Below are 16362 nucleotides of genomic sequence, written 5' to 3'. Positions count from 1 at the left end.
GGCCGCCAGAACGTTATGCCGGTTGGCCACTGGGTATCTCAGCCGTGTACAAGAAGTCCTGCACAAGTGACACGAGTTCGGCCGGCTTCTCGAAGAACACCACATGGCCGCTGTCGATTTCGGCGTATCGGCTGTTCGGGATCGCGGCGTGCAGGTCACGGGCGTGGGTGACCGGTACCAGCTGGTCCTGGGTGCAGCCGATCACCAATGTCGGTGCGACGATACGGCTCAGCGCGTCCCGGATGTCCACTTCGAGGTTCACCTCGATCTGCCGCAGCGTTCCGGGTTCGGGTTTCGTGGCGCGCAATTGCGCCAGACCCGCATGGCCGAGTCCGCTCAGGAATGCCGGGCTGAACGCCAGCAACGGGCCGAATGCGGAGGCCATTTCGGGACCGGCCTCCAATGAGGCCGCCCAGCCGTGCAGGGTGAGCAGTTGCCGGGGATCCTCTGTCACCGACCAACCCGCCACCAGGACGAGCCTGCGCACCAGGTCGGGACGCCGCCCCGCGACCGCCGCCGCGACGACCGCGCCGAGGGAGAACCCCATCAGGTCGACCGGGCCGGTCGATGCATCCTCGATGGCCGCGATGATCTGCGCGACCAGCAGGTCCAGGGTCAGTCGGCCGTCGGGTGTGGTGGTTTCGCCGCTGCCCGCATAGTTCGGTGCGACAACGGTGTGGCGATCGGTGAACTCGGAGGTGAGGTGCCCGAAATTGGATTCGGCACTCATGCTGGTGCCGTGGACGAGGACCAATCCTGGTCCGGCTCCGGAGACGGAGTAGTGAACATCGGTATCTGAGACACGGACGACGGGCATAGCGGGAACCTTTCGATAAGGGGGTTAGATATCCAGGACCAGGCGGGGGGTGTGGGCGCGTGAGCGGCAGATCATCATCACGTCGGTGTCCTGTGCGGTGAGGATGCTGTCGCGATGGTCGGGGATACCGTCCAGGACAACGGTTTCGCAGGTGCCGCAGGTACCTTCGCGGCAGGAGGACAAGACCGCGATACCGGCCTGTTCGATGGCGTCGAGGACGGAGGTATTCGCCGGGATGTGCACGGTGACACCGGATTGCGCGCATTCGACGTCGAAGGCGGAATCGACAGTCACGTCGGTCGGCTTCGGTGCGAACCGCTCGAGGTGTAGGGCATCGGCGGGCCAGGTTGCCGCGCAGCGGCTTTCGACGGCTGTCAGCAACGACTCCGGACCGCAGCAGTACACCAGCGTGCCCGGTTCCGGCCTGGAGAGAATGGCGGCGAGATCGAGCGGACCGGTCTCGCTCTGCGGACGCACCTCGATCGGCCCGAGTGCCGACAGATCGGATAGGTAGGCCATGCTCGTGCGGGTGCGGCCGCCGTAGTGCAGGCTCCACTCGCCGCCTCGACCCGCGACGGTGTGGATCATCGGCAACAGCGGTGTAATGCCGACACCACCGGCGATGAATAGATAGCGTTCCGCGTCCCGGAGCGGGAAGTTGTTGCGGGGACCTCGGATTCGCAGACGCTCGCCTACTGTCAGCTGGTCGTGGACGTAGGCCGATCCGCCACGGCTGCTCGCCTCACGCAGGACCGCGACCGTCAATCGGTCGTGGTCGTCGGGATCGCCGCACAACGAGTACTGGCGCACCAGGTCCGGGCGCAGGATCAGGTCGATGTGGGCGCCCGGCTGCCATTTCGGGGTGTGTCCATCGGTCACGGCGAGGGTGAGTTCGATGATGCCATCGGCGAGGGTGCGGCGGTCGGTGACAGTGACGGTGAATTCCGGTTCGGCGGTCATGCTCCGGCTCCGATCAGGGTCGCGGGCCGCGGATCGGGCGCGCGGTCGTGGTGACCGTCGGGGTGGGCGAGCAACCACTGCCAGATCTCGATCGGGTCATCGGCGATCCGGGTTGCGCCGCAATGGCATCGTCCGAGCAGCTGATCGCTGCCTGGAAACCACTGCACGCGGTGGCAGGCAGCCGCGGTCATGCTCGGATCGCTTCGGTCCGGGCGAGTTCGGCGATGAGCCGACGTGCCGCCAGCGCACCGGTGTCGATATTGATCGACAGCTCCTGGTAAATGCCCCCGGCGCGCTCCTCCGCGGCGATGACCTCCTCGACCAGGTTCAGTGCCACCACGTCTTGCATCACCACGGTGTGGTTGCTCTTGTGCAGGTAATCGGTGACGTCCTGATCGTCGATCGCGAAATCCCGTGCCACCATCCAGAAGTCGTGTACCGAATGCTCGGTTTCCGGTGTGAGGGCGTACACGATTTCGGTGTGGAAGGCCCCGGGATCGGTGTCGGCGCCGTGGCCTGGCAGGTAGCCCTCGGGCGGATAGTCGCCCTGCGGCGCGACGCGACTGTGCAGCCGGTACAGGCACGGGGGCTGGAACTCGATGTCCTGCCAGCGGGTGATGCGGCCGATGATGCCGGTCGAATTGGCATAGAACGGCGGGCATTCGGCATCGTCCATGTGACGACTCACCCGCACCACACCGGCAGCCTGGTCGACCTCGGTGGTGATCGGCGTCTCCGCGACCTCGGGCGTGCCGATATAGCCGCCGTGTAAATAGGTTTCGTGGGACAGGTCCATCAGATTGTCCATCAGCAGCGCATGCCTGGCTTGGATGGTCTCCAAGCCGCGGATGGTGGTCCAGCCGTTCTGTACCAGCCACGGTGCGCGCGGGATCGCGGCCGGGTCGGCCGACTCGCGGTCGCCGATCCACACCCAGACGAACGAATCCTGTTCCACCACAGGGTAGGAGGTGACACGAGCGCTGCGGGGTATGCGGGTCTGCGCGGGCACCGCGACACAGGTGCCGGTGCGGTCGTAGGTGAAGCCGTGGTAGCCGCAGACAACGCGGTCACCGACCAGCTGTGAGTGCGATAGCGGGTAGCGGCGGTGGATGCAGCGGTCCGACAGTGCCGCCACCGTGCCGTCCTCGGCACGGTAGAACACCAGTGGCTCGTTGCAGATGGTGCGCGCGAAGAGTTCGCGGCCGATCTCTTGGCTGTAGGCGGCCACATACCACTGGTTGCGGACTATCGCTGTTGTCGGGCTCATCGGAATACTCCTGAAGGTGATCCCCCTGGCAGGCTGTGCGGTCCATGGTGTGGGCCGCGCGAGGCGTGAGCCAAGACACACTTCCGTCGAACGGAAGTCAGCGCCCGCCACCCAACTGCCGGGTGATGCCGTGGGCCGCGGTGCGCACCGCCGGGGCCCACATCGCCCGGCGGGAGTCCCCGGCCGGTACGACAATCGACAGCGCCGCCACGACCTGGCCGTCGGAGCCGAAAACCGGTGCGGCGACGGAATATCCGTCGAGGGTCACCTGTCCATCACTGATCGCGACCCCGGTGCGACGCACCTCCGCCAGTGCCCGTCGCAGCACCTCGGGCGTGCTGATCGTCTTCGTGGTGAATACCGCCAGCGGCCGGTCGGCGATCTTGTCCACGATCTCGGCGGGAGCGTATGCCAGGATGGCCAACCCGACGCCGGTCGCGTGCATCGGCCAGCGTGCACCCACCCGGGTGCGCACGAATACCGCGTCGCGGCCGGCGAGGAATTCGACATAGACCACTTCGGTGCCGTCGCGGACCGCCAACTGCACATTCTGGTGCGTCGCCTCGTACAGGTCCTCCATGAACGGCAGCGCGACATCACGGATCGGCCTGGCGCGCGGGCAGTAGGAGGCGATCTCCACCATGCGCAAACCGATCTGATAGCCGCCGCCCGCGGCCCGATCAAGCGCACCCCACTGCACGAGATCCACCACGTGCCGATAGACCGTGGTCTGCGGTAGACCGGTGCGCTCGGCGAGTTCCGACAGCTTCAATACCGGGTGGGCGTTGTCGAATGCCTCCAGCAGGACCAGTGCGCGGGCCAGGACCGACGACTGGGTCATTGCCGAAGTCCGTCAGGACAGCGCATGCCAGGCTCGCACCAAGGCCGAGCGGAAATCGTCGGCCTGCTCGGCCGTCATACCGCTGATCATCTGGTGTTCCACCGCATCGACCTCGTCGGCGACATCGGCAAGCAACCGCCGCCCCGCCTCGGTGAGGTGGATCAGCAACTCGCGCCGGTTGCGTGCATTGCGTTCGCGCGCAATGAGTCCGCGACTCTCCAGCGCGCGGACGACGTCGGCGACCGACTGTGCCGTGACGAACGAATCCCGCGCCAGCTGCGCTGCCGGTAAGCCGTCGTGCCGCTCGAGCACGGTCAGCGCGGTGTACTGCAATGTGGTGATCCCGATCGGGCGAAGCAGCTCGTCGAGGCGCGCACGCACCGCCAGCTCGACCCGCTTCACCGCGTACAGCAGCGAAGTCTGGCTGCCCGGCAATCGGCTTACCGGCGGCTTCGCCTCCGAGATCGTCACCAGCACTCTCCTGACCTCTGCGCTGTAGCGGGGATGTTCGGCGAAATCGAGAATAGACCATTGACAGGAATCCTGTTAGTGGCGAATAGTGGCTGACATCACTAAAACCATCAGGTTTCCTGTTGATGAGAGCAGGCGCATCTCGGCCGGGGGCCGGGATCGTCGGGACGGGACCGAGGAAGCATGAGCACGAACGACAACATCGACGGACAGCTGTTCATCGATGGCAAATGGCGGAATTCAGCGTCGGGTCGCCACAGCGATGTGGTGGACCCATCGACCGGTCGGGTCATCGGCACCGTCGCCGAGGCCGACCGCGGCGACGTCGATGACGCGGTCGCCGCCGCGCGCGCCGCGTTCCCCGAGTGGGCCGGCCGCAGCGCTCGGGAACGGGCACGCATCCTGCTCCGGATCGCCGAGCTGGTGCGCGAGAACGCCGACGAGTTGGTCCGGCTGGAAAGTCTCGACGTCGGCAAGCCGGTCACCCTGTGCCGATCGGTGGACGTCGCGACCACCATCGAACAGTACGAGTACTGCGCCGCGCTCGCCCAGACCATCGACGGCGCCACCCGCCGCACGCCGCTGCCCGCCTTCGCCTACACCCGCCGTGATCCACTCGGCGTTGTCGCCGCCATTACGCCGTTCAACTTTCCGCTGATCCTGTCGACCTCCAAGATCGCGCCCGCGCTCGCCGCGGGCAATGTCGTCGTCCACAAGCCCGCCGAGGAAACACCGCTCAGCGCGCTGTTCATGGCGACATTGTTCGAACGGGCCGGTGTGCCATCGGGTGTAGTCAACGTCGTCACCGGCGCCGGGCCGGTCGTAGGTGCGGCATTACTCGAACATCCGGGCGTGGACAAGATCGCGTTCACCGGATCCACCGAGATCGGTCGGCGCGCCGCGAGCGCGGCGGGTGCGGCATTGAAACCGGTGACCATGGAACTCGGCGGCAATGCCGCGCACATCGTGTTCGCCGACGCCGATGTCGAGAAGGCGATCGGCGCGATCATCAAGGGTTTCGTCTTCAATACCGGGCAGTTCTGTATGGGCGGTCCCCGGCTGTTGGTCGCTCGGCCGCTCTACGAGACGGTCGTCGGCATCCTCAGTCAAGCCGTCGCGGGCGTACCTGTCGGCGACCCCCGCGATCCGGCGACCGTGGTGGGACCGATGGCCGCGCAACGGCATGTCGCGAAGGTCGAAGAGTATGTCGCGCTGGCCCGCCGGGAGGGCGGCCGGGTGGTGTGCGGCGGCGAACGACTGGATCTCGACGGCGGCTATTACTACCAGCCAACCGTGATCGCGGACCTCCCCGACGACTCCCGCGTAGTGCAGGAGGAGATCTTCGGACCGGTGCTCACGGTGCAGGCATTCGATACCGAGGACGAAGCGATCGCGCTGGCCAACGGCACGCCCTACGGACTCGCATCCGGCCTGCACACCACCGATGTCGCCCGCGCGCACCGCGTCGCCGACAAATTGCAGGCCGGCATCGTCTGGGTCAACGACTGGGCCATGCTCGACCCGGCCATGCCATTCGGCGGTGTCAAGGACTCCGGCTTCGGACGCGAATACGGACCGGAGGCGCTCGCGTCCTACACCAAGGTCAAATCCGTCGTCATCGCCCTCGATTGAATCCGCAAGGACACCCACCATGACCACCACCACTTGGGCAGCCGTCGTCGAATCCGGCGGTGCGCCTTTCACCCTCGCCCCGATCGAACTCGATGAACCACGACCGCACGAGGCGATCGTGCGCATGGTCGCGGCCGGTGTCTGCCACACCGATCTGGGCGTCGCCAGCGGCGGGCTGCCGTTCCCGCTGCCTGGCGTCCTCGGTCACGAAGGCGCGGGCATCGTCGAACGCGTCGGATCCGAAGTCACCGGTGTCGTACCCGGTGATCACGTACTACTGTCGTTCACCTCGTGCGGAGGGTGCGCGAACTGTCGCGACGGGCACCCCGCCTATTGCGCGACCTGGCTGCCGCTCAACCTGATCGGCGGTGCGCGAGCCGACGAGAGTCACACTATTACCCGCAACGACACGCCCTTGGGCGGGCACTTCTTCGGGCAGTCGTCGTTCAGCCGACTCGCACTCGTCGACGAGCGCAGCATGATCGTCGTCGACCCCGACGTACCGCTGGAAACGATTGCCCCACTCGGGTGCGGTGTCCAGACCGGTGTCGGCGCGATCTGGAATGTCGTGCGGCCGCGCCCGGGTTCGAGCATTGTCGTACTCGGTGCCGGTGCGGTCGGATTGTCCGCGATCATGGCGGCCGCACTGTCGCCAGCCACGACGATCATCGCCGTCGACAAAATCGCCGAACGCCTCGAACTGGCCTGGGAACTCGGCGCCACGCACCTCATCGATGCGACGACAACCGATGTGGCCGCGGCGATCACCGAGATCACCGGTGGCGCGGACGCTGTCGTGGAAACCACCGGCAGTACCGCAGTGCTGCGCACCGGGGCGGATGTCCTTGCCGCACGCGGCACGCTGGTCATTGTCGGCGCGCCACCGTTCGGTGCCGAGGTAGCGCTTGACGTCAATGCCATGCTGCCGGGCCGCAAGGTCGTCGGACTCACCCTGGGCGATAACGAAACCCGAACCGCCATACCGGCTTTGGTGTCGCTGGTTCGCAACGGTCGGCTTCCGATCGACAGGTTGATCACCCGATACCCCTTCGACGATATCGAGCAGGCCGTCACGGATATGACCTCCGGCAAGACGATCAAACCCGTCCTCGTCTTCTGACGCATACCGAAAGGAACATCGCATATGGATCTCACCGGCAAAGTCGCCATCGTCACCGGCAGCGGCCAAGGTCTCGGCCTCGCCTATGCCAAGGCTTTGGCCGCCGTGGGCGCGGCGGTCGTAGTCAACGACGTGGCTGCCGACCGCGCTGAGAAGGCCGCCGCCGAAATCGCCGAAGCGGGCGGTCGAGCACTCGCCGTACCGGTCGCCGTCGGCACCACCGAGGCCGCGCAGACTCTCGTCACGGCGGCCGTCGACGCATTCGGGCGACTGGACGCGATGGTGACCAATGCGGGCATCCTGCGCGACAAGGTGCTGTGGAATATGTCCGACGACGATTTCGACGCCGTCATCCACGTCCATCTGCGCGGTACCTTCACCTGCGTTCGGGAAGCGGTCAAACACTTCCGTCAGGCCGGGCACGGCGGGCGGGTCGTGCTCGCCGGATCCCCGGCCGGGCAGCGCGGCAATTTCGGTCAAACCAACTATGCGGCAGCCAAAGCCGGTATCGCGGCGATGGCGCGTACCTGGGCGATGGAATGCGCGAAGGCCGGAGTGACCGTCAACGCGATCGTCCCCAATGCGGCGACCGCGATGACCGAGACCATTCCCTTCCTCGCTCCCTACGTCGAGGCAATGAAGAACGGTGAGCCGATCCCGTCGGTGGTGCGCCGCGCCGCCTCATTCGGCACCCCGGAAGATGTCGCCGGACTGGTGGTTTTCCTGGCCTCCGACGCGTCCGCCGATATCACCGGTCAATGCATCGGCATCGGCGGCGACCGGTTGTCGCTCTGGTCGCATCCGAGCGAAATCCGCAGCGCCTTCCTCGACGGCGGCTGGACCGCCGACGCGATCGCCGAGACATTCGACTCCTCGATCGGTGAGCAGCTCGAAACCTACGGCATCCCGCTGCCCAAGATCCCGACCACCGCGAAGCAGCTGTCATGAGTCTGGACCTGGACCAACTCGTCGCGATCGACGTGCACACGCATGCCGAAACCGATGGCTGCGGCCACTATTCGCTACCGGAGCAGCTGCGGGCCGGTGCCGACGCCTACTTCGGCGCCGAATCGGGCCCGCCGACCATCGACGAGATGGCCGCCTACTATCGGCAGCGCCGGATGGCCGCGGTCATATTCACCGTCGATGCCGAAGCCGCACTGGGTCACCGGCGGATCAGTAATGAAGACATCGCCACCGCGGCCGCCGCGCACAGCGACGTCCTCATCCCGTTCGCCAGTATCGATCCAGCCAGAGGAAAAGCGGGGCTGGCCGAAGCCCGGCGACTGGTCGTCGAGCACGGGGTCCGCGGCTTCAAATTCCACCCGAGCGTGCAGGCTTTCCGGCCCGACGATCGTGCGGTCTACCCGCTGTACGAGACCATCAGCGAACTCGGGGTGCCCGCCCTGTTCCACTCCGGGCAGACCGGAATCGGGTCCGGGCTCCCCGGTGGCGGCGGCATCCGGCTCAAATACTCCAACCCGATGCTGCTCGATGATGTGGCCGTCGACTTTCCTGATCTGACGATCATCATCGCGCACCCGTCGTTCCCGTGGCAGGACGAAGCGCTGGCCGTGGCCACCCACAAACCCAATGTCTATATCGATCTGTCCGGGTGGTCGCCGAAATACTTTCCACCGCAACTGGTCAAGTACGCCAACAGCCTGCTCAAACGAAAGGTGTTGTTCGGCTCGGACTTTCCACTCATCTCACCGGATCGGTGGATGAAGGACTTCGAGCAACTCGATATCAAGGACGAGGTCCGCCCTCTGATCCTGCGCGAAAACGCCATCACCGCATTGGGATTGAGGTCGACATGATGGACCAGGGAATCGGTTCGTGGCCGCGGCGGCGCGCCCGGATGGAACCCGACGCCATCGCGCTGATCCAACAAGACCGGCGCGTCGACTACGCCACCCTCGCCGATCGCGTGGACGCACTCGCCGCGGCACTCGTCGATTTCGGTGTCGGACCGGGCGATCGGGTCGCCTACCTCGGGCACAACGATATCGCGACGTTCGAAACCCTGTTCGCTACAACGCATCTCGGTGCCATCTTCGTCGCACTCAACACTCGACTTGCGGCACCGGAGATCGCTGGTCTACTCGATGATGCCGATCCAGCGGTGTTCGTCACCGGTGCCGACAGCGGTATCGATGCGCTCGCACGAAGCTCCACCACTGCCCAACTGCTGCACCTGGGTGAGGAGTACGAGAACGCGATCACCGAACACCGCGGCCGAACACCGCCCGCCCAGGCGGTCGGACTCGACGATCCCGCATTGATCCTCTACACCTCCGGAACCACCGGCCGCCCCAAAGGCGCCGTGCTCACCCACGGCAATATCGTCTGGAACACCCTGAACCAGTTCGCCCATTTCAGTCTCGGCCGCGACGATGTCAGCCTGTGTTCCGCGCCGCTGTTCCACGTACTCGGCCTGGGGCAGATCACACTGCCGACCCTCTACGCGGGCGGAACAGTCGTTGTCATACCGAAATTCGATCCCAGCGAGTTCCTCGCCACCATCGAGCGCTGTCGTGCCACGGTTTTCCCGCTCGCCCCGACCATGCTGAAAATGCTGTGCGAGGCGCCGGAATGGGAGTCCACCGATCTGTCGAGCGTCCGCTGCGTCGCCTTCGGCGGCTCCCCCGTCCTCGAACACGTGGCCAAGGCGTGGCTGGCCCGCGGCATCCAGGCCCTGCAGGGCTACGGCATGACCGAGGCAGCGCCCGGCGTGCTCATGGCACTGCGTCACGGTGCCGACGCACATCCGGTGTCCGCGGGTGTTCCGCACTTCTTCACCGATGTCGCGCTGCTCACCCCGACCGGCGAGATCATCGAAGGACCCGGCCAGGGCGAACTACTCATCAAGGGCCCCAACGTCTTTGCCGGATACTGGCAGCGACCCGACGCCACCGAAGAGGCGTTCATCGACGGATGGTTCCGCACCGGCGATATCGTCCGCATCCACGATGACGGCTGGGCGCACATCGTCGACCGCGTCAAAGACATGATCATCTCCGGTGGCGAGAACATCTACCCCGTCGAGGTCGAAGCGGCCATCGCGCGCCTGGAGGGCGTCGGCGACTGCGCTGTGGTCGCCGTGCCGGACGAGCGCTGGGGTGAGGTCGGATTGGCGTTCATCGTCCCGCGCGCCGGTCACGTCATTGATGAAGACACGATTCGCACCCATCTCGAAGCAAACCTCGCCCGGTACAAGATCCCGAAGTATTACGTCTTCCGCGAGCAACTGCCGCGAAACGCCCTCGGCAAGCTCCAGCGCCTGCTGCTGCGCGACGACGCTCGCCACCTGCGCGGACTTACCCAGTAACCACGACAACCCAAGGAGACCGCCACATGGCGACCACCGTCGACAAACCCACCGACCTACTCGACCTCATCGGTACCGAACTCGGCACCAGCGACTGGCTCGAGATCCCGCAGCGCGATATCGACCTGTTCGCCGAAGCCACCCACGACGAACAGTGGATCCACGTCGATGTCGAACGCGCGAAGACCGGCCCCTTCGGCGGCACGATCGCCCACGGCTACCTGACCTTGTCGCTGCTCATTCCGCTCTGGTCGGAAATCCTCGTCATCGAACACCGCGGCATGGCAATCAATTACGGCCTCAACAAAGTTCGCTTCCCAGCCCCCGTCCCCGCGGGCGCCAAAGTCCGCCTCACCGCCACCCTCGCCGACGCCACCGACCTCGGCGACGGCGCGGTCCAAGTCACCGTCGACGCGGTCATGGAACGCGAGGGCGCCGACAAACCGGTATGCATCGCCCAGATGGTGCACCGCTACTTCCAGTAGATCCGACCTCTCAGCTGGACTGACAGGTGGGGCACCAGAAGAGGTTTCGACCCTCCAGCACGCTGTGCGCGATCGATGTGCCGCAGAGGCGGCAGGGCGCGCCGGGGCGGCGGTAGACGTAGGTGCGTGGACGGTCGGATGCGTAAGACGGTTCGCCGTGGTCGTGTTCGGGGCGGACGACGACCATCTTGCCGACCCGCACGCCGACCCGCATCAGCGCGACCAGATCGGTCCACATCGCGTCCCACTCGTCGACGGTCAGCGAGGCGCCCGGTCGATGTGGCGAAATGCCGTGCCGGAAAAGCAGTTCCGCGCGATACACGTTGCCGACACCAGCGAGCACCTGCTGATCCATCAGCAGTGCGCCGATCGGCCTGCGCGAGCGATGAATTCGCCGCCAGGCCCGTTCGGGATCGGCGCCGCGCCGCAGCGGATCAGGTCCGAGCCGTTCGGTCAGCGCCGTCACCTCCGCCCGGGTGTACACCTCGCAGGCGGTCGGACCGCGTAAATCGGTGCCGTACAGGCGATCATCGGCCGAGGCGTCACCGACAATCCGCATCCGCACCTGCCCGACCGGCTCCCCCATCGGCAGCGGCACCTCGGTGAATACCCCGTACAGCCCCAGGTGCACATGGACGACCAGACCCGACTCGTAGTGGTGCAGAAGGTGTTTACCCCACGCCTCGGCCTTGACGAGCGCCTGACCGTCGACCCGCGCGGCCCCGGCGGCGAATTTGCCCTGCGGGCTGGAAACACGCACCACTCCCCCGGCGAAACGCCGCTGATGTAGTCGCGCGAGCCGATGCAGCGTATGCCCTTCAGGCATCGAAGCTCGAAATCCTCTCCGGTCCGCCGACGCGCGCAGCAGGGGCGGCGACACCCTGCTGCGAGCTCGAAACGCAGACCACCCTGCCCCCGAAGCGCCATTGCCGCAGCCGGTGCGGCGCATAGCTCTCAGGCATCGAAACTAGAGATCCTCTCCGGTCCGCCTCGCATCGCCGCTCGGCTTACCTTGCGCGATGGCGGATTACGCGCTCAGTAGGCCGGAATCGCCGGGGCCACACCGGTCTTCTCGTACTCGGCCAGGATATCGATGCGGCGCTGGTGGCGCGGCTCATCGGACCATTTGGTGGAAACGAACGCGTCCACGATCGCCAGCGCCTCCTCGGTGGAGTGCATGCGGCCGCCGATGCCGATCAGCTGGGCATTGTTGTGCTCGCGGGCCAACTGGGCGGTCTCCACGCTCCAGGCCAGCGCGCAGCGGGCGCCGGGCACCTTGTTCGCGGCGATCTGCTCGCCGTTGCCGCTGCCGCCGAAGACCAGCCCGAGGCTGCCCGGATCGGCGACGGTGCGACGGGCCGCCTCGATGCAGAAAGCGGGGTAGTCGTCGAGTGCGTCGTACTCGACGGCGCCGCAGTCGACGACCTCGTGGCCCGCCTGCTCCAGATGGGCCTTGACGTGATTCTTCAGTTCGAAACCGGCATGGTCGGCACCCAGGTATACGCGCATGGCTGCGATTGTGTCAGGCGTGTTTCGCAGTGCCGCGAGAGGGGATATGCGACGCCGCGCGACCGCGATTAACACCGTTAGCGCCCGCGGCGAATCGACAGATGTGCCACTGCCGGTGTCCGCAACGTCAACGGCACCGAACCCCGTCCCCGGCAAATGAATAGAGTTCTCAGCATGCAGCCGCCCGAATCCAAGCCGCCCCAGCAGGCGGGCCGACCCGCCGACCCCTATCCCGCATTGGGCGGGTGGGCGCAGGCTCAGGACGCGACCGCCACCTCAGTTTCCGCCCAACACGATTCGTCCCAGTACCCACCGACATCGCAGTATCCATCGATACCCCAGCCCTATCCCGGTTCGCCGTACCCGGCACCCCACTACGGTCCGGCGCCGTACGCCCAAGGTCCCTACGGTGTGGCTCCGGTCCCACCCGGTACGCCCCCGCAGCGGCAGCCGCGCGGCCTGTCCCCCTACGGCATGCCAGCACGGCACCCGTGGGAGATTCCGCTGCTGGTCGTCGTCTGTCTGATCACCGCGCTCGCGATGCTGATCGCGGTGGCGGCGTGTATCGATCTCGTGCTCGATGGGAAGCAGCCGAACATCTACCTGATCATCCTGGTCTTCGCGCCGATCGTGGTGTGGTTCCTGCGCGGTATGAGCTACGCGTCCATGCGAGTCAACGGTGTCAAGATGTCGCCGACCCAGTTTCCCGAGGGCTATCAACTGGTGGTCGAGGCGGCGGCCCGATTCGGGATGGCCAAGGTGCCGGATGCCTACGTCGTGCTCGGTAACGGCCAGATCAATGCCTTCGCCTCCGGTCACGGGTTCCGGCGCTACGTCGCGGTCTACAGCGATCTGTTCGAAATCGGCGGCGCCGCACGCGAACCCGAGGCGCTCGCCTTCATCATCGGTCACGAGGTCGGACATATCGCGGCCGGGCACACCTCGTACTGGCGTCAGCTCGGCATGTTCGTGGCACCGTCACTGCCCATCATCGGCAGCTCGCTGATCCGGTCCCAGGAGTACACCGCCGACAACCACGGCTACTGCAACCGGCACGTCGGCGCACCCGGGGCCATGGGGACCCTCGCCGCGGGCAAGTACCTGAACAAACTCGTCGGCTTCGATGAAATGGCCGATCGGGCCGCGGTCGAGAAAGGCTTCTTCGTCTGGATCAGCAACGCCATGTCTTCGCATCCGGTGCTGACCTGGCGGATGTGGGCACTGCGCGACCGCGGCAGACACGGCAAACTGTTCTGGCGACCGAGCCGACCGGCCAGTGCGCCACCGGCCGGTCCCTACCCGAGCAGCTACGGCGAGGTTCCGGCGTTGCCGCCGAAAACCGTGCCGTAGGTCAGTCGAAGGACGGATCCTCGGTCCTGGTCCGCTTCAGCTCGAAGAAGTGCGGGTAGTCGGCCAACGTGACCGCCGCATCCCACAGCTTCCCCGCCTCCTCGCCGCGCGGAATCCGCGACAGCACCGGACCGAAGAAGGCATTGCCGTTGATGTGGATGGTCGGGGTGCCGACATCCGGACCGACCTTGTCCATGCCCGCGTGATGGCTCTCGCGCAGCGCCTCGTCGAATTCGGCGCTCTCGGCGGCGGCGGCGAGTCCGGCGGGCAGCCCCACCTCGGCGAGCGAATCCGCGATCACGGCGGCAAGGGATTCCTTGCGGGACTCGCGCGCGTACTCCTCGCGACGGTTGTGGATGCGGGTGCCCATCGCGGTGTAGAGCGGGGACAGCACCTTATCGCCGTGCTCCTGCGCGGCGGCGATGGCGACCCGGACCGGACCCCAACCGGTGGCGAGCAACTCCTCGTACTGCGGCGGCAGCCCCTCCTTGCCCTCGTTCAGCACCGACAGGCTCATCACGTGGAAGCGGGCCTCGATATCGCGGACCTGCTCGACCTCGAGAATCCATCGGGAGGTGATCCAACACCAGGGGCACAGCGGGTCGAACCAGAAATCGGCAACGTTCTTGGTGGTCGTCTCGCTCACAGACGTGTTCCTCTCCATCGCACGCTCGTAACGCGCGGATTCGCCGCGCCACTATCCGTGGCCAACCACGCGGGCGCGCGATTCGTTCCCGGACCGGACGCCCGATTTTCTGCAAAGGCGGCCTCGGGTCCCAGTAGGGTGACACGCAGGCGTCCGGTTCCCTCCCGAAAAGGAGTCCGTTATGACCTCCGATCAGCATTTCGTTATCGTCGGCGGCGGGTTGGCCGCGGCCAAGCTGGCAGAAGCACTGCGCGCCAACGATTTCCCCGGAACCGTCACGCTGATCAGCGCCGAAGATTACCTGCCCTATGAGCGACCACCGCTGTCCAAGGAACATCTGGCCGGTAAGAAATCACTCGAGGAATTCACCGTCGACCCGGGCCAGTGGTACCGCGATCACCACATCGATGTCCGGCTCGGCACCGAGGTCGGCGCGATCGATCCACGCGCGAAAACCGTGACGCTGCCGGATGGTTCGACGCTCGGCTACGACAAGCTCGCACTCGCGACCGGCTCGAACCCACGGCGCCTGCCGATTCCGGGCATGGATGCGCGCGAGGTGTACACGCTGCGCACCATCGGCGACTCCGACAGTCTGATCGAGCTGTTCGGCTCGGCCCGGCGGCTGGTCATCATCGGGGCGGGCTGGATCGGGCTCGAGGTCGCCTCGGCCGCACGCGCCGCCCAGGTCGAGGTCACCATTATCGAATCCGCCGAGCTGCCGCTGCTGGCGGCGCTCGGACCCGAGATGGGTCGGGTCTTCGCGGATCTGCACCGCGACCACGGCGTCGACCTGCGATTCGGAGCCCAGGTCGAGGCGATCACCACTCATCAGGCCGGGGCAATCACCGCTGGTCAGGGCGGGGTGGATCTGGCGAGCGGTGTCCGACTCACCGACGGCACCGTGATCGAGGGCGATGCCGTACTCGTCGCGATCGGTGCGCGGCCGAATATCGAACTCGCCGCGAACGCGGGGCTGGCGACCGACGGTGGCGTACTCGTGGATGCGAGCCTGGCCACCAGTGACCCGGATATCGTGGCGGTCGGCGATATCGCCGACGCGCAGCATCCGGTGCTCGGACGTCGAATTCGGGTGGAGCACTGGGCGAATGCACTGAATCAGCCCGCCGTCGCGGCGCAAACGATGCTCGGCAAATCGGCCTCCTACGACCGGCTGCCGTACTTTTTCACCGACCAATACGACCTGGGCATGGAGTACACCGGATATGCCGCGACCGGTGAATACGCGCGGGTGGTCGTGCGCGGTGATGTGGGCAAGCGCGAGTTCGTCGCATTCTGGCTCGATGCCGATAACCGGGTGCTGGCGGGAATGAATGTGAATATCTGGGATGTGACCGACAGGATCAAGGAGTTGATCGGCCAGCAGGTCGATCCGGACCGGCTCGCCGACACCTCCGCGCCACTGTGATGCAGATCACTATCGAGGATGCGTCGGATCTGTGTGCACGGCTGCGACCTGATCGCGAGCGCGCCGCAGGGGCGCATCGAAGGCTAGGAGACCGGATATGAAGTACATGCTGCTCAAGACCTATGGCCCCGCCGCCAACTGCGACATTCCGATCACCGAGTGGACGCCGGAGGAGATCCAGGCGCATATCGACTTTCAGCGGGCCCTCGGCGCGGAGCTGGCCAAAACCGGTGAGCTGGTCGACGCGCAGGGGCTGGCCGGGCCGGACGAGGCACGACTGGTCAGTTCGGACGGGCGCTCCGCACCGGTTATCACCGATGGTCCGTTCCCGGAGACCAAGGAGTTCCTGGCCGGATATTGGCTTGTCGATGTGGAAAGTCCGGAGCGTGCGTTGGAGATCGCCGCACAGGCTTCGGCGGGCCCCGGACCGGCTGGCAAGCCGATCGGTGAGTACATCGAGGTACGCGCGGTGATGGGCGCTCCGGCGACCGAACAATAATTGTC

The 16362-nt window shown here is 66.1% G+C and carries 18 protein-coding genes; 9 read left to right on the top strand and 9 right to left on the bottom strand.

Annotated elements, in window-relative coordinates:
• Positions 1-13 precede the first annotated feature (13 nt).
• The 6 genes from ACQP2U_RS08510 to ACQP2U_RS08485 all read right to left on the bottom strand — a co-directional run bounded on the left by ACQP2U_RS08510 (position 14) and on the right by ACQP2U_RS08485 (position 4356).
• Positions 14-817 carry an alpha/beta fold hydrolase gene (locus ACQP2U_RS08510; RefSeq protein ID WP_433714165.1) on the bottom strand — a complete coding sequence of 268 codons (804 nt, stop codon included), beginning with the start codon at positions 815-817 and terminating at the stop codon, positions 14-16.
• A 24-nt stretch (positions 818-841) separates the two neighbouring features.
• Complete coding sequence (locus tag ACQP2U_RS08505; protein WP_433714164.1) at positions 842-1777, bottom strand: PDR/VanB family oxidoreductase; 936 nt, start codon at positions 1775-1777, stop codon at positions 842-844.
• The gene (locus ACQP2U_RS08500; protein ID WP_040687624.1) at positions 1774-1968 is read right to left on the bottom strand and encodes a hypothetical protein; all 195 of its coding nucleotides are present in this window, start codon (positions 1966-1968) and stop codon (positions 1774-1776) included. The genes ACQP2U_RS08505 and ACQP2U_RS08500 overlap by 4 nt, the downstream gene beginning before the upstream one ends.
• Positions 1965-3044 carry a Rieske 2Fe-2S domain-containing protein gene (locus ACQP2U_RS08495; protein ID WP_433714163.1) on the bottom strand — a complete coding sequence of 360 codons (1080 nt, stop codon included), beginning with the start codon at positions 3042-3044 and terminating at the stop codon, positions 1965-1967. Before ACQP2U_RS08495 ends, ACQP2U_RS08500 begins: the two co-directional genes overlap by 4 nt.
• A 97-nt stretch (positions 3045-3141) precedes the next feature.
• On the bottom strand, positions 3142-3885 hold the full coding sequence (locus tag ACQP2U_RS08490; protein WP_433714162.1) for an IclR family transcriptional regulator: 744 nt from the start codon (positions 3883-3885) through the stop codon (positions 3142-3144).
• A gap of 12 nt (positions 3886-3897) precedes the next feature.
• Positions 3898-4356 carry a MarR family winged helix-turn-helix transcriptional regulator gene (locus ACQP2U_RS08485; protein WP_433714161.1) on the bottom strand — a complete coding sequence of 153 codons (459 nt, stop codon included), beginning with the start codon at positions 4354-4356 and terminating at the stop codon, positions 3898-3900.
• Positions 4357-4539: 183 nt separating this feature from the next.
• Here ACQP2U_RS08485 and ACQP2U_RS08480 point away from each other — a divergent pair, with 183 nt between their 5' ends.
• The 6 genes from ACQP2U_RS08480 to ACQP2U_RS08455 are packed head-to-tail and all read left to right on the top strand — an operon-like array spanning position 4540 to position 10924.
• On the top strand, positions 4540-5988 hold the full coding sequence (locus tag ACQP2U_RS08480) for an aldehyde dehydrogenase family protein (protein WP_433714160.1): 1449 nt from the start codon (positions 4540-4542) through the stop codon (positions 5986-5988).
• Between the two features lie 19 nt (positions 5989-6007).
• Positions 6008-7108, top strand: coding sequence for an NAD(P)-dependent alcohol dehydrogenase (locus tag ACQP2U_RS08475; protein WP_433714159.1), 1101 nt, complete (start codon positions 6008-6010; stop codon positions 7106-7108).
• Between the two features lie 24 nt (positions 7109-7132).
• Complete coding sequence (locus ACQP2U_RS08470) at positions 7133-8056, top strand: SDR family oxidoreductase (protein WP_433714158.1); 924 nt, start codon at positions 7133-7135, stop codon at positions 8054-8056.
• On the top strand, positions 8053-8928 hold the full coding sequence (locus tag ACQP2U_RS08465) for an amidohydrolase family protein (protein ID WP_433714157.1): 876 nt from the start codon (positions 8053-8055) through the stop codon (positions 8926-8928). The genes ACQP2U_RS08470 and ACQP2U_RS08465 overlap by 4 nt, the downstream gene beginning before the upstream one ends.
• A complete protein-coding gene (locus tag ACQP2U_RS08460) occupies positions 8925-10439 on the top strand; it encodes an acyl-CoA synthetase (protein WP_433714156.1) in 1515 nt (504 codons plus the stop codon). The genes ACQP2U_RS08465 and ACQP2U_RS08460 overlap by 4 nt, the downstream gene beginning before the upstream one ends.
• Before the next feature lie 26 nt (positions 10440-10465).
• A complete protein-coding gene (locus tag ACQP2U_RS08455) occupies positions 10466-10924 on the top strand; it encodes a MaoC family dehydratase (RefSeq protein ID WP_397039075.1) in 459 nt (152 codons plus the stop codon).
• A gap of 10 nt (positions 10925-10934) precedes the next feature.
• Here ACQP2U_RS08455 and ACQP2U_RS08450 read toward each other — a convergent pair whose 3' ends face one another.
• A complete protein-coding gene (locus ACQP2U_RS08450) occupies positions 10935-11750 on the bottom strand; it encodes an Fpg/Nei family DNA glycosylase (RefSeq protein WP_433714155.1) in 816 nt (271 codons plus the stop codon).
• A 209-nt stretch (positions 11751-11959) separates the two neighbouring features.
• Positions 11960-12433: a ribose-5-phosphate isomerase gene (locus tag ACQP2U_RS08445; RefSeq protein ID WP_433714154.1), complete on the bottom strand. Its 474-nt coding sequence runs from the start codon at positions 12431-12433 to the stop codon at positions 11960-11962.
• Positions 12434-12607: 174 nt separating this feature from the next.
• Here ACQP2U_RS08445 and ACQP2U_RS08440 point away from each other — a divergent pair, with 174 nt between their 5' ends.
• A complete protein-coding gene (locus ACQP2U_RS08440) occupies positions 12608-13783 on the top strand; it encodes a M48 family metalloprotease (protein ID WP_433714153.1) in 1176 nt (391 codons plus the stop codon).
• Position 13784: 1 nt separating this feature from the next.
• On the opposite strand, the gene ACQP2U_RS08435 is transcribed toward ACQP2U_RS08440, so the two are convergent.
• On the bottom strand, positions 13785-14447 hold the full coding sequence (locus ACQP2U_RS08435) for a DsbA family protein (protein ID WP_433714152.1): 663 nt from the start codon (positions 14445-14447) through the stop codon (positions 13785-13787).
• 163 nt (positions 14448-14610) lie between these two features.
• Between ACQP2U_RS08435 and ACQP2U_RS08430 the strand changes: the two genes are divergently transcribed.
• Positions 14611-15858, top strand: coding sequence for an NAD(P)/FAD-dependent oxidoreductase (locus ACQP2U_RS08430; RefSeq protein WP_433714151.1), 1248 nt, complete (start codon positions 14611-14613; stop codon positions 15856-15858).
• Between the two features lie 97 nt (positions 15859-15955).
• Complete coding sequence (locus ACQP2U_RS08425; protein ID WP_433714150.1) at positions 15956-16357, top strand: YciI family protein; 402 nt, start codon at positions 15956-15958, stop codon at positions 16355-16357.
• The last annotated feature ends 5 nt before the right edge of the window (positions 16358-16362 follow it).

Origin of the sequence: Nocardia sp. CA-084685 (assembly GCF_050955785.1) — a bacterium.
Taxonomy (GTDB): Bacteria; Actinomycetota; Actinomycetes; order Mycobacteriales; family Mycobacteriaceae; genus Nocardia.
Note: the sequence above shows the minus strand (reverse complement) of the source record. Positions and strands in the feature narration are given on the sequence as shown.